The organism is Amycolatopsis sp. NPDC000009 (genome assembly GCF_055563465.1).
The window spans coordinates 123899-136322 of the sequence record NZ_JBVHDI010000005.1; the positions used below are offsets into that span (position 1 = coordinate 123899).

12 protein-coding genes are annotated in these 12424 nt (G+C 69.6%); 10 read left to right on the top strand and 2 right to left on the bottom strand.

The window, feature by feature from the left end:
• Positions 1-130: 130 nt before the first annotated feature.
• Positions 131-2905 (bottom strand): FAD-binding and (Fe-S)-binding domain-containing protein, encoded by a 2775-nt coding sequence (locus tag ACZ3HL_RS16595; protein WP_465531817.1) that lies wholly within the window; start codon positions 2903-2905, stop codon positions 131-133.
• A gap of 86 nt (positions 2906-2991) precedes the next feature.
• On the opposite strand from ACZ3HL_RS16595, the gene ACZ3HL_RS16600 reads away from it, so the two are divergent.
• The 7 genes from ACZ3HL_RS16600 (at position 2992) to ACZ3HL_RS16630 (ending at position 9812) form a co-directional block, all read left to right on the top strand.
• Positions 2992-4167, top strand: coding sequence for a GAF domain-containing sensor histidine kinase (locus ACZ3HL_RS16600; RefSeq protein ID WP_465422230.1), 1176 nt, complete (start codon positions 2992-2994; stop codon positions 4165-4167).
• Positions 4137-4778, top strand: coding sequence for a response regulator (locus ACZ3HL_RS16605; protein WP_465422229.1), 642 nt, complete (start codon positions 4137-4139; stop codon positions 4776-4778). Before ACZ3HL_RS16600 ends, ACZ3HL_RS16605 begins: the two co-directional genes overlap by 31 nt.
• A 179-nt stretch (positions 4779-4957) precedes the next feature.
• Positions 4958-5767 (top strand): ABC transporter ATP-binding protein, encoded by an 810-nt coding sequence (locus ACZ3HL_RS16610; protein ID WP_465422228.1) that lies wholly within the window; start codon positions 4958-4960, stop codon positions 5765-5767.
• Positions 5764-6540, top strand: a complete 777-nt coding sequence (locus ACZ3HL_RS16615; RefSeq protein WP_465422227.1) for an ABC transporter ATP-binding protein — start codon at positions 5764-5766, stop codon at positions 6538-6540. Before ACZ3HL_RS16610 ends, ACZ3HL_RS16615 begins: the two co-directional genes overlap by 4 nt.
• Positions 6537-7415, top strand: a complete 879-nt coding sequence (locus ACZ3HL_RS16620) for a branched-chain amino acid ABC transporter permease (RefSeq protein ID WP_465422226.1) — start codon at positions 6537-6539, stop codon at positions 7413-7415. Before ACZ3HL_RS16615 ends, ACZ3HL_RS16620 begins: the two co-directional genes overlap by 4 nt.
• Positions 7408-8565, top strand: a complete 1158-nt coding sequence (locus ACZ3HL_RS16625) for a branched-chain amino acid ABC transporter permease (RefSeq protein ID WP_465422225.1) — start codon at positions 7408-7410, stop codon at positions 8563-8565. Before ACZ3HL_RS16620 ends, ACZ3HL_RS16625 begins: the two co-directional genes overlap by 8 nt.
• The gene (locus tag ACZ3HL_RS16630; protein WP_192746071.1) at positions 8562-9812 is read left to right on the top strand and encodes an ABC transporter substrate-binding protein; all 1251 of its coding nucleotides are present in this window, start codon (positions 8562-8564) and stop codon (positions 9810-9812) included. Before ACZ3HL_RS16625 ends, ACZ3HL_RS16630 begins: the two co-directional genes overlap by 4 nt.
• Here ACZ3HL_RS16630 and ACZ3HL_RS16635 read toward each other — a convergent pair.
• Positions 9754-10812 (bottom strand): Glu/Leu/Phe/Val dehydrogenase dimerization domain-containing protein, encoded by a 1059-nt coding sequence (locus ACZ3HL_RS16635; RefSeq protein WP_465531819.1) that lies wholly within the window; start codon positions 10810-10812, stop codon positions 9754-9756. The two genes, ACZ3HL_RS16630 and ACZ3HL_RS16635, sit on opposite strands and share 59 nt — an antisense overlap.
• 111 nt (positions 10813-10923) lie before the next feature.
• Between ACZ3HL_RS16635 and ACZ3HL_RS16640 the strand changes: the two genes are divergently transcribed.
• From ACZ3HL_RS16640 to ACZ3HL_RS16650, 3 genes are all read left to right on the top strand, one after another.
• The gene (locus ACZ3HL_RS16640) at positions 10924-11403 is read left to right on the top strand and encodes an Lrp/AsnC family transcriptional regulator (protein WP_410650873.1); all 480 of its coding nucleotides are present in this window, start codon (positions 10924-10926) and stop codon (positions 11401-11403) included.
• A gap of 116 nt (positions 11404-11519) precedes the next feature.
• Complete coding sequence (locus ACZ3HL_RS16645; protein WP_465531821.1) at positions 11520-11789, top strand: hypothetical protein; 270 nt, start codon at positions 11520-11522, stop codon at positions 11787-11789.
• Between the two features lie 40 nt (positions 11790-11829).
• Entirely contained in the window at positions 11830-12414 is a 585-nt protein-coding gene (locus ACZ3HL_RS16650; protein ID WP_465531823.1) for a GNAT family N-acetyltransferase, read from the top strand.
• Positions 12415-12424: the final 10 nt, after the last annotated feature.

The following is a 12424-nucleotide window of genomic DNA, read 5'->3' on the forward strand; positions in this document are numbered from 1 at the left end:
CGATAAGAGGGTCGTTGAGAGGTAAGGAAAGTGGCGTGTTGCGAAAGCCACTTTCGCAACGTTGAAGGTTGCGAAAGTGGCTTTCGCAACGCCTCCAGTGCCGCCACCAGGCAGGCGGGCATCGCGGCGCTTAAGGCAGCGCGCGCCTCAGCAGCTCCGCCAGGTGCAGCGCCCGCCGCCCGTCGAGCTGCTCGATCTGCGTCCGGCAGCTGAAGCCGTCCGCGACCACTTCGGTGCCCTCGGCCGCGGCACGGATCGCGGGCAGCATGCGGTCCTCGGCGCAGGCGACGGAAACGTCGTAGTGCCCGCGTTCGAAGCCGAAGTTGCCCGCCAGTCCACAGCAACCGGAGTCCATTGTGGAATTGTGGACACCCGCGGCGCGCATCGCGGCCTCGTCGGCGTCGAAGCCGAGCACCGCGTGTTGGTGACAGTGCACCTGGCTGAGCGCTTCGACGTCCAGTGACCGGAATTCGAGCGGCGAGTCCTCGACGAGTTCGGCGAAGGTCCTGGTCCGTTCGGCGAGCAGTTCCGCGACCGGGTCGCCGGGCAGGAGCGCCGGGAGGTCGCCGCGGAACAGCGCCGTGCAGCTCGGCTCCAGACCGGCCACCAGGTAGCCGGATCGCAGATACGGTTCGAGCACGGAAAGCGTGCGGCGCAACACGTTCTTCGCCACATCCAGCTGCCCGGTGGACACCCACGTCAGTCCGCAGCAGACGCCGCGATCGGGCAGGACGACGTCGTAACCGGCGGCGGTGAGCACCTCGGCCGCGGCGTCGAGGACGTCCGGCGTGAGGTAGTTGTTGAAGGAGTCGGGCCACAGCACCACGGGCCTGGAGCCGGTCGCCCAGCGCTTGAGATCGGCGCGACGCCGCGTGAACGGCACCGCGGCGAACGTCGGCAGGTCCCGCTCCGGCGCGATCCCGCCGAGCTTCTTCAGCAGTCCGGAGAACCGGCGAGACATCGTGTTCGCCAGCCGGGGCGCCAGCGACGCCGCGCGTAGCCACACCGGCAGCCAGCCCATCGAGTAGTGCGACGCCGGGCGCAGTCGTCCCTTGTGGTGCTGGTGCAGGAATTCCGCCTTGTACGTCGCCATGTCGACGTCGACCGGGCAATCGGACAGGCACCCCTTGCACGACAAGCAGAGGTCCAGCGCCTCGGCGACTTCTTCCGAGCGCCAGCCGTCGGTGATCAGTTCGCCGTTCACCATTTCGGCGAGCAGATGCGCGCGTCCCCGCGTCGAGTGCTTCTCCTCGCGTGTGGCGCGGTAGCTCGGGCACATCACGCCGGCGCCGGTGGTGTTGCGGCACTTCCCGACGCCGACGCAGCGCCGCATCGCCTGCCCGAAGCTCCCCCTGTCCTCCGGGTACGCGAGCGCGGTGACGTCTTCGAGGTCCAGCGGCGCGCGCCGGACGCGGAGATCGGCGTCGACGGGCCTGGGGTTCACCAGAATGCCCGGGTTCATCATGCCCGACGGATCGAAGATCTCCTTGAACCGCGCGAAAAGCGCGAGGATTTCGGGGCTGTACATCCGGGTCAGCAGTTCCGAGCGCGCCTGCCCGTCGCCGTGTTCCCCGGACAGCGAGCCGCCGTGCGCGGCGACCAGGTCCGCCGCCTCTTCGAGGAACGAGCGGAATCCGGCGATCCCTTGCGGTGACAGGAGGTCGAAGTCCAACCGCAGGTGCAGGCAGCCCTCGCCGTAGTGGCCGTAGACGACGCTCTTGCGCCCGTGCGCCCGCATGAGCTGCTTGAACTCCCGCAAGTAGGCACCTAAGCGCTCGGGCGGGACGGCCGCGTCCTCCCAGCCCGGCCAAGCCTCCTCGCCCCCGGCCAGCCGGGTCGCGAGACCGGCGCCCTCCTCCCGGATCCGCCACAGCCGCTTCTGCGCGGCCGTGTCGTCCAGCAGCGCGGATCCGGTCAGCGCGCCGCGGAGCCCGTCGATCAGCCCGCGCGCCTTGTCCGGATCGGCCATCTCGACGAACAACCACGCGCCGCCCGGCGGAAGCCCGTCGGCGCGGCCTGGCTCGAGGAGGGCGACGAGGTCCGCGTCGACGCCCTCGACGGTCAGCGGCGACCACGGCAGGATCTCCGGGACCGCGTCGGCCGCGGCGATGTCGGATTCGAAGCCGAGCACCGCGAGCACCTTGCGTCGTGGCACCTCGGCGAGGGACACCGTCGCCTCCAGCACGGTGACGCAGGTGCCCTCGCTACCGACCAGCGCCTTGGCGACGTCGAAACCGTTCTCCGGCAACAGGTGCTCCAGCCCGTAGCCGGACACCCGCCTGCTGAACGAGGACAGCTCCGTCCGCAGCAGCGCCAGATTGTCGTGGACGAGCGCGCGCAGTTCCGTGAAGACCCGGCCTTCGGTCCCGGGCCTGGCCGCCCGCGCGTCCACTTCGGACGGCGAGGTCGGCCCGACGGTGAGCCGGGTACCGTCGTAGAGCAGCACGTCCAGCTCCCGGACGACGTCGACCGTGCGGCCCCAGGCCACCGAATGCGATCCGCAGGCGTTGTTGCCGATCATCCCGCCGATCGTGCAGCGCGAATGCGTCGACGGGTCGGGGCCGAACCGCAGCCCGTGCGGCGCGGCGAGCCGTTGGAGGTCGTCGAGGACGGTTCCCGGGGCGACCCTCGCCGTGCGCGTCTCCGGATCGAGGCCGAGGACGCCGCCGAAGTGGCGCGACGTGTCGATCACGACGCCCGGCCCGCACGAGTTGCCCGCGACGCTGGTCCCGCCGCCGCGGGCGATCACCGGCAGCCCGGCCTCCCGGCAGGCGGCGACGGCCGCGATCACCTCGTCGACGTCCCGCGGCAGCACCACACCCTTCGGCACGTGCCGGTAGTTGGAGGCGTCGGTCGTGTACAGCGCCAGTGTCGCGGCGTCGGCCAGGATCTCCACGGGGTCCATTCAAGACAACCGCGGGCGAGAACGCATCGGCGAACCTCTCCGGACGGGTGTGTCGGAAACCACGTCCGATATGCGATCGTGAGCGCGTGACGGCGAGACGGCACGCCGCGGAAGACCTCGCCGCCGAGCACAGCGCGGTGCTCGGCGGGCTTCTTCGCGAGCGCGAAGAGCTGCTCGCCACCCTCGACCGGGTCGCGGCGCTCAACGGCACCGCGCGCCTGATCCGCGAGTCCATCGGCACGCATTCCGGCTTCGTCGCCGAGCTGACCGGGCCGGAACAGGCGGTGATCCGCTGGATGTCGGGCACCCGCACGGACGCGCTGCAGGACCTCGCCGTGCCCATCGGCCAGGGCATCGGCGGGCGGGTGCTCGCGCTGGGCAAGCCGGTGAGGGTCAACGACTACGTCAACTCGCCGAGCATCACCCACCAGTTCGACGCGCAGGTGCGCGGCGAGGGCCTCGCCGCGATGATCGCCGTCCCGATCGTCAGCGGGACGGAGACCGTCGCCATCGCGTACGCCGCCATGCGCGAGCGCCGCGACTTCGGCGACGACGCGGTCCAGTCCCTCGAAGACATCGCCACCGAGGCCGGGCGGGCGCTGAAACTGGCGTCGGTCGCCGAGTCCGACCGCGAGACCGCGCTGTCCGCCGAGCGGCTCCGGATGCAGAGCGCGCTGCACGATTCGGTCGGCGCGCTGCTGTTCTCCATCGGCGTCCAGGTCCGGAACCTGCACGAGGACATCAGCGACAACCCCGCGCTCGAATCACGGCTGCGGCGGCTGGAGGGCGACGTGTCGGCCGCGTCGAGGGCGCTGCGCGAGTCGTTGCTGGCGTTGTCGGAGTCGAGCCCGGAGCGCGCGCTGCCGGTGGAGCTGGCCGAGCACTGCCGCTCGTTCCAGGCCCGCTGCGGCGTCCCGGCGCGTTTCGTCCAGCTCGCGCCGGTGCCGCGGCTCGACGCCGAACGCACCGGCGTGCTGGTGGCGGCCGTGCGGGAAGGCCTGCTCAACGTGGAGAAACACGCGGACGCGCTGTCCGTCGTGGTCAGCCTGCTGCCCAGCGACGACGGCGTGCAGGTGGTCGTCGCCGACGACGGGACCGGGCATCGTTCCGGGGACGAAGAACCCGAGCCGGGGACCGGGATGGGGCTGCGCGCGCTGGCCGAACGCGCCGCGCGGCTCGGCGGCCGGGTCAGCCTGGTCCGCGACGAGGACGACGGGTGCACGCTGCGCGCATGGGTGCCGGAACCGTGCCGTCGCCGGTGACGGTGCTCGTCGTGGACGACCATCCGGTGGTCCGCGACGGGGTGAGCCTGCTGCTGCGCTACGACCCGGCGATGACCGTGGTCGGTTCGGCCGAGACCGGCCGGGCCGCGATCCGGCGGGCGGGCGAGCTGAAACCGGCGCTGATCCTGCTGGACCTGCGGCTGCCGGACATGCTCGCGCCCGAGGTCATCGCCGAACTCCGGCGTGCGCACCCGGCCGGGCGGATCGTGGTGTTCACCGCGCACGGCGACCATCAGGGGGTTCGGGCCGCGCTGGACTCCGGGGCGCACGGCTGCCTGCTCAAGGACGTCGCCGGGACCGATCTCGTGGCGGCGCTGCGGCAGGTGCTCAAGGGCGAACGCGTCGTCGATCCGCGCATCTTCCCCGACGACGGCCAGCGGTCCGACGCGCTGGCCCGCAGCGGCCTGACGCGGCGCGAGTACGAGGTTCTACGACTGGCGGCGCAGGGGCAGACGAATCCGGAGATCGCGGAATCGACCGGCCTGGCGCGGAACACGGTGAAGACCTACTTGCAGTCCGCGCTGCACAAACTCGGCGCCCGGAACCGCGTCGAGGCCATCGGCAAGGCCTCCGAAGCCGGCCTCCTCTGACGCGTTTCGTCCTCTGGATGCGGTAGTTCGACGCCGAACTACCGCATCCAGAGGACGAAATGCGCTGTGTCCGTTTTGTAGCCGTGTGGGTCTCCAGGTGGGGGTAACGCGGCGGAGGGTGCCCACGCAGGATGACCGCCACCGATCGTGACTCGTGTCACACGGATGGAGGAGGCGGCTTGCTGAGTGTTCGTGATCTCCAGGTGCGGTACGGCCGATCGGTGGCCGCGCTGCACGGGGTCGACCTCGACGTTTCACCTGATGGAGTACTGGCCGTCCTCGGCAGCAACGGGGCCGGGAAGTCGACCCTGCTGCGTACGGTCTCCGGCACGCTGCGTATGCACCGCGGCTCGGTTTCCGCCGGGGAGGTGCGCTACGACGGCAAACCACTGACCAAACTGGACCCGGCCCGCATCGTCGGTCTCGGCGTGGTCGGCGTCCCCGAGGGCCGCCAGGTCTTCGCGCGGATGACGGTCGAGGAGAACCTGCGCGCCGGCGGGATCGGCGCCCGCTCCCCCGGGCAGCGCGCCGCCGCTCGCAAACGCGTCGACGAACTCTTCCCCGTCCTGGCCGAGCGGGCCAAACAGCGCGCTGGCCTGCTCTCCGGCGGCGAGCAGCAGATGCTCGCGATCGGCCGCGCGCTGATGTCCGGCCCGCGGCTCCTACTGCTCGACGAGCCCTCGCTCGGTCTCGCGCCGAAGATCGTCGAGCGGATCGGCGACATCATCCGCGAGATCCACGAACAGGGCACCGCCGTGGTGCTGGTCGAGCAGAACGCCGTGATGGCGTTGCGCGTCGCCGATCACGCGATCGTCCTGGAGGTGGGCCGGGTCGCGCTCGCCGGGACGACGGCCGAACTCGCGGCGAGCGAAGAGGTCCAGCGGCTCTACCTCGGCGGCCACGCCGAATCGCAAGCCACCGCCGAGGCCGAAGCCGCCGACGCCCGCAAGCAGCTCGCGGGCCGCAGCCTGTCGAGGTGGGCCGGATGACGCCTCCCGAACTGCACGTCGAGAACGTGACCCTGCGCTTCGGCGGGATCAGGGCGCTCGACGACGTCTCCTTCACCGTCGGCTCCGGTTCGCTGCACGCGCTCATCGGGCCGAACGGCGCCGGGAAGTCCAGCTGTTTCAACGTGATCAGCGGGTTGTACCGGGCGAACACCGGGCGCGTCCGGCTCGGCGACGCCGTCCTTTCCGGACTCCCGCCGCACCGGCTGGCGCGCCTCGGCGTCGGCCGGTCGTTCCAGAACGCCGCCCTCTCCCCCGGCTCGACCGTGCTCGACAACGTCATGCTCGGACGGCACGCGCTGACCAAGGGCGGCTTCCTCGCCTGCGGGCTCCGGTTGCCGTGGACGGTTCGCGCCGAACGACGGCATTCCGCGCGGGTGCGGGAGATCTGCGATTTCCTCGGCATCGGCGCGCTGGTGGATCTCCCGGTCGGCGCGCTGCCCTACGGCGCCGTGAAACGGGTCGACCTCGCCCGCGCGCTCGCCGTCGAACCGGTCCTCCTGCTGCTCGACGAACCCGCGGCGGGCATGAACGCGACCGAGACCGCCGAACTGGCCGGGACGATCCGCGACGTCCGCGACGAACTCGGCATCTCGATTCTCCTGGTGGAACACGACATGGGGCTGGTGATGGGCATCGCGGACCGGGTCACCGTGCTGGACTTCGGCAAGCGTATCGCCGACGGAACACCGGCCGACGTCCAGTCGGATCCGGACGTGATCAGGGCATATCTCGGCACGGAGGCCACGGCGTGAACACTTTCCTGCAACTCGTGGTCAACGGACTCGGCAAGGGCGCGGTGTTCGCGTTGCTGGCGCTGGGTTTCGTGATCATCTTCAAGGCCACGGAAGTGGTCAACTTCGCACACGGCTCGCTGGTGCTCTTCGGCGGCTACCTGGTCGTCGTGACCCGCGAATCGCTCGGCTGGGCGGGCGCCTCGCTGGTCGGCATCGTCTCGGCCGGTCTGCTCGCGCTCCTGCTGGAACGGTTCCTGCTGTCCCGCTCTCGCCACGCGGACGCGAACAGCCTGGCGTTGCTGACGATCGGCGTCGACGTGATCATCACCGAAGAGATCGTGCGGCGCCTCGGTGTCACGCTGCCGTTCCTCGGCGACGCCTGGGACGCGCAACCGTTCCAGATCGGCGGGATCACCCTGTTCCGCACGCATCTGGTGGCGCTGGTCGTCGCCGCGGTGCTGATCACCGCGTTCACGGTGGCGTTCAAGTATTCGAATTGGGGCGTCGCGATGCGGGCCCAGGCGGAGAACCGCGAAGCCGCCGCGCTGATGGGAATCCGCAGTTCCCGGGTGACGGCGACCGCGTGGGTGGTCGCCGGCGTGCTCGCCGGGGTCGCGGTGCTCTTCATCGCCACGCAGGACTTCTCCGGCGCGGGACTGTCCCGCGGCACGCACTCCATCGCGCTCGCGGCGTTCCCCGCGGCCATCCTCGGCGGGCTGGACTCGACGGCGGGCGCGGTGGTGGGCGGCCTGGTCGTGGGGCTGGTCGAGGCGCTTTCGGCGCAGTACGTGTCGTTCGACTTCTCCAAGAGCGCGGTCTTCCTGGTGATGCTCGTGGTCCTGGTGGTGCGGCCGTCGGGGTTGTTCGGGACAAGGGAGAGCACACGTGTCTGACACCGCCGTGAAAGCCCCTCCCGCCGCCCCGACGGCACCGCCCCCGAAACGCGATCGGGGACGCCTCCTCAAAGCGCTGGCCTGGGTCGCGCTGCTGGTGGTCCTGCTCGCGATCCCGTTGTACCTCGACGCCGCCTGGCTGAAGGCCGGGCAGTACATGATGATCGGCGGGGTCGGCGCCATCGGCCTGACCATGCTGGTCGGGCAGGCCGGGCAGTTGTCCCTGGCGCACGCGTTCTTCCTCCTGGCCGGCGCGACCGGGTACACCGTCCTTTCCGGACCGGTCGACGACGAGCGCGTGTTCGGGCTCGGCCTCGATCCCGGCCTTTCGCTGGTCGGCGCGGTCGTCATCGCCGCACTGCTGGGGCTGGCGTTCGCGCCGGTTTCCGGACGGCTGCGCGGGATCTACCTCGGTGTCGCGTCGCTTTCGCTGGTGTTCCTCGGGCTCTACTTGGGACAGTCGGCCGAGACCCTGACCGGCGGGACGTCGACCGGCCGCAGCCCCGAACCGTTCTCGCTGTTCGGTTTCCCGTTCACCAACGGCGGCCCCGAAATCGTGCTGATGGGCGTGCCGATCCGGCAGGCGGAGCGGCTCTGGTACCTGTTCCTGCTGCTGACCGTGCTCGCGTTCGTGATCGCCAAGGCGGCCGTGCGCAGCCGGGTCGGCCGGTCGTGGCGAGCGGTGCGGGACAACGAGGCCGCCGCGTCCGTGATGGGCGTCAGCGTCACACGCGCCAAGGCCGGCGCGTTCGCCGTCTCGTCGGCGTACGCGGGGCTCGCGGGCGCGATGACCGTGCTGTGGTTCGACATCCTCAAACCCGACGAGAGCGAATTCGGCACGTACGGCATCAACATCTCCATCGCCTTCCTGGCGATGGTCATCATCGGGGGACTCGGCTCGGTGCCCGGCGCGCTGGTGGGCGCGCTGATCGTCAACGGGCTGCCGCAAGTGCTTTCGCTGTACTCCGCCGATCTCGGCTGGTTCTCCGGAACCGGCGACGGCGCACTGACCCCGATCCTGGTCAGCTCGTTCGTCTACGGCGCCGCGATCATCCTCGTGGTGCTCTTCGAACCGGGCGGGCTCGCCGCGATCGGCCGCCGGATCACGTCAGCAAGGAAACCTCATCTCCCGGAGGAGCAAGACAAATGAAGCGCACATATCCGGCCGTCGCGCTGGCGGCGGTCCTCGCCCTCTCGGCGTGCAGCACGAAGGCGGGCGACTCGGGGTCCTCGGGGGCGGACGGTTCGGGCGTCAAAACCGACAAAGGAGTGACGGCGTCTGAGATCACCCTCGGCGTGATGACCGACAAGACCGGGGTGTTCAAGAACCTCGGGCTCGGCATCACGCAGGGGAACGAGTTGTGGGCCAAGGACTTCAACGCCGCGGGCGGGGCCTGCGGCCGCCAGGTCAAACTTGAGACCGTCGACCACGGCTACAAGGCGGACACGGCGAAGACGCTGTATCCGCAGATCGAGCCGAAGGTCCTCGGCTTCGTGCAGTTGCTCGGCTCGCCCGTGGTGGCCGCGCTGAAGCAGAACATCGCTTCGGACAAGACCGTCGCCGCGCCCGCGTCGTGGTCTTCGGAACTGCTCGACAACCAGTACGTGATGATCGTCGGGACGACGTACGACCTGGAGATCATCGACGGGCTGTCGTACTTCCAGGAACAGGGCCTGGTGAAGGACGGCGACACGATCGGGCACGTCTACATCGACGGCGAGTACGGCAAGAACGGCCTGCGCGGCTCGCAGTTCTACGCGAAGAAGCACAATCTGACGGTCAAGGAGGTCAAGGTGACCTCCACGGACAACGACCTCACCAACATCGTCACCGGGCTCAAGGGCGACGGCGTCAAGGCCATCGTCCTGACCACCACGCCTGCCCAGACCGGTTCCGCGCTGGCGGCGAACAAGGCCCTCGGGCTGAACGTCCCGGTACTCGGCAACAACCCCGTGTTCGATCCGGTGCTGCTGAAGAGCCCGGCGGCGAACGCGCTGGACAAGCTGACGATCGTCGCCAGCAGCGTGCCGTTCTCCGCAGACATCCCCAAGGCCAAGGACGTCGCGACGAAGTACAAGGCGGCGTACAAGGAGACCCCGAACGGCGGGATCCCGTACGGCTACGCGGTCGGCGAGGTCTGGGGCACGGTGCTCAAGAAGGCCTGCGAGAACAAGGACCTCACCCGGGACGGCATCGCCGCGGCGCTGAAGCAGACGACGTCGGCGAGCACGGGTGACCTGGTGGCGGCGCTGGACTTCTCGAAGGCGGGCACCCCGGCGACACGTCAGGTGTACGCGGCGACACCGGACGCGTCGGCCGAGGGTGGGGTCCGCTACGTCAAGCCGCTGTTCGAGGCTCCCGAGGCGAAGGAGTACGTGGCTCCGCACCAGAAGTGAGCCTCGCTTCGGCGAGCGCGTCCGCTTCGGCCAACGGTGTGGTGCCGTTGGCCGAAGCGGCGTCGAGAATCCTTCGCGTGGTCTCCTCCAGGGCTTCGACGCGGGCGATGGCCTGTTCGTGCGTGAGGTTCTGGGCTTCCCTGCCGAGCGTGTAGACCACTCCCCCGGCGCTCGCGACGAAATCGGGGATCCACAGGACTCCCTTCGCGGCGAGATCGGCTGCCACTGTGTCGTCGGTGAGCTGGTTATTGGCAGGGCCGACGACCAGCGGAGCGTTGACCTCGGTTCCCTTGTCGAACACGCCACCGACCGCGGCCGGGATCAGGACATCGGCCTCGACGCCGACCACTTCCTCCGGCCGGACCAGGGGCAGGCCTTGGTCGCGGGCCGCGGCGAGGCGTCGTTCGTCCACATCGGACACCACGACCTCGGCACCCCGCCCGGAGAGGTCCGCGGCGAGGTGGGCGCCGACCGAGCCGTATCCGCTGACGACCACTTTGCGGCCCGCCATCTCGGCGTCACCGAAGACGGCCCGCGCGCCTGCTCGCAGGGCGGCGAGCACGCCGACGGCGGTCGGGCCGCTCGACGAACCGGTGCCGCCGTGCTCCTCGGGCAGGCAGAAGACGTGCCGGGTCCGCTCGCGCAGTACGAGCATGTCGTCCGGACCGGTTCCGACGTCGGGGCCAGCCACATACGCGCCGTCGAGTGACGCGATGAGGTCGGCGTGGTCGAGCAGGATGTCGCGCCGCTGCCCGACGGTCGGCACGGTGTCGAGCGCGACGACGCTCTTGCCGCCGCCGAAATCCAGGCCCGCGGCCGCGCATTTGCGCGTCATGGCCGCGGACAATCGCAGCACGTCGTCGATCGCGTCGTGGAGACGTGGATAGACCTTGAACCGGCAGCCGCCGACGGCCGGGCCGAGCACGCTCGAATGCACGGCCACCATCGTCGTCACCCCGGACCGGCGCCCCCTCCGGACGATCAACTCCTGTACGGACATCTCGCTTCCTCCTGCGCATTTAGTCGGCTGATTGCGCCGAAGTTAGGCTGATGCGCAAGGTCATAGGTGCGCTGCCGAACGATATTCGGCATAGCCGGCGAAGGAGTGGGCGTGGACGAACTTGATTCGGCGATCATCCGGGAACTCCAGGCGGATGCGCGGCAGTCGAACCGCGACATCGCCCGCAAGGTCGGCGTCGCGCCGTCGACCTGCCTGGAACGGACACGGCTGCTGCGGGAGCGCGGCGTCATCCGCGGGTACCACGCCGACATCGACCTGCGCAGCCTCAACCGCGGCGTCCAGGCGATGGTCTCGGCGCAGGTGCGGCCGTTGAGCCGGGAGGTGATCGACTCGTTCCAGCGTTCGGTCGCGGAATTGCCGGAGGTCCTTTCGGTCTTCGTCACCGCCGGCAGCGACGATTTCCTGATCCACGTCGCCGCGCAGGACGTCGATCAGCTCCACGCATTCCTGGTGGATCGATTGGCGAAGCGCAAGGAGATCATCGGCTTCCGCAGTTCGATCATTTTCCGGCATCTGCGCAAGACCGAACTGGAACCGCTTCCGCCACGAATACCGGGTGAGACCCCTTAGTGGACGACTCGCCGCCCTTCAGTCCGCCCGAAATCCCGGATTTCGCATCCAAGGAGACGGAAACTGTCGGGGGTATGGGTTTGACTGTTCAGTGCGGGACGGAAAGGAGGCACGCCATGGACCTTCGGACGGACCTGAACCATCGTGAGCGGGCCACCCTGAGAGCCGTGGCCGAGGGCCACGCCGAGATCAGCTGCAGCCGTGAACCGGACCTCTTCGTCGACGGCCTCGCCTGCTGCGACCAGCACACCGCGCATCGCCTCGCCCATCTCGGCCTGGTGGCGCCCGCCAGGGGCGGCCGGTGGGGCGAGCGCGTTCCCGCCCTGCTCACCGAGGCCGGGGCGGCGGCGCTGAACGACCTCGCGGGCCCCGGGGCGGCCGCGTAATCCGGTTGCCAGGGCGGCTCGCCGGCGCCACGCTTTGCCGATGCGTGTCTTTCTGGAGACCGAGCGGCTCGTGCTGCGACAGTTCACCGGCGCCGACGCCGACCATCTGTTCGCGCTCTACGACGACCCCGAAGTCATGCGTTACCTCAATGGGGGCGAACCCGCCGACCGGGCGGAGATCGAAGAACACGACCTTCCCGCCTTTCTCGGTTACTACGAGCGTTTCCCCGGTTACGGATTCTGGGCGGCGATCGAGAAATCGAGCGGGGATTTCCTGGGTTGGTTCCATTTCCGCCCGTTGCGCGGTCACCACACCGATGATCCCGAACTGGGTTACCGGTTGAACCGGTCGTCCTGGGGCAAGGGGTACGCGACCGAGGGTTCGGTGGCGATCCTGGAGAAGGGGTTCACCGAATTCGGGGCCCGGCGGATCTGGGCGGCGACCATGGCGGTGAACCTGGGGTCCCGGCGCGTGATGGAGAAGATCGGGATGCGGCACGTCCGAACCTTTCACGAGCACTTCGACAACCCGATCCCCGGCACGGAGGAGGGCGAGGTCGAGTACGCGATCACCCTGGAGGAGTGGCGGACCCGCGTTGGGCTCGTGAGTGGCAAGGACGGTTAGAACCGTCCTT

What these genes read in the sequence shown, in the direction of transcription:
- ACZ3HL_RS16595 (WP_465531817.1), bottom strand. Translation starts at nt 2,905, where the DNA reads ATGGACCCCGTGGAGATCCTGGCCGACGCCGCGACACTGGCGCTGTAC.
- ACZ3HL_RS16605 (WP_465422229.1), top strand. Translation starts at nt 4,137, where the DNA reads ATGGGTGCCGGAACCGTGCCGTCGCCGGTGACGGTGCTCGTCGTGGAC.
- ACZ3HL_RS16615 (WP_465422227.1), top strand. Translation starts at nt 5,764, where the DNA reads ATGACGCCTCCCGAACTGCACGTCGAGAACGTGACCCTGCGCTTCGGC.
- ACZ3HL_RS16630 (WP_192746071.1), top strand. Translation starts at nt 8,562, where the DNA reads ATGAAGCGCACATATCCGGCCGTCGCGCTGGCGGCGGTCCTCGCCCTC.
- ACZ3HL_RS16635 (WP_465531819.1), bottom strand. Translation starts at nt 10,812, where the DNA reads ATGTCCGTACAGGAGTTGATCGTCCGGAGGGGGCGCCGGTCCGGGGTG.
- ACZ3HL_RS16645 (WP_465531821.1), top strand. Translation starts at nt 11,520, where the DNA reads ATGGACCTTCGGACGGACCTGAACCATCGTGAGCGGGCCACCCTGAGA.
- ACZ3HL_RS16650 (WP_465531823.1), top strand. Translation starts at nt 11,830, where the DNA reads ATGCGTGTCTTTCTGGAGACCGAGCGGCTCGTGCTGCGACAGTTCACC.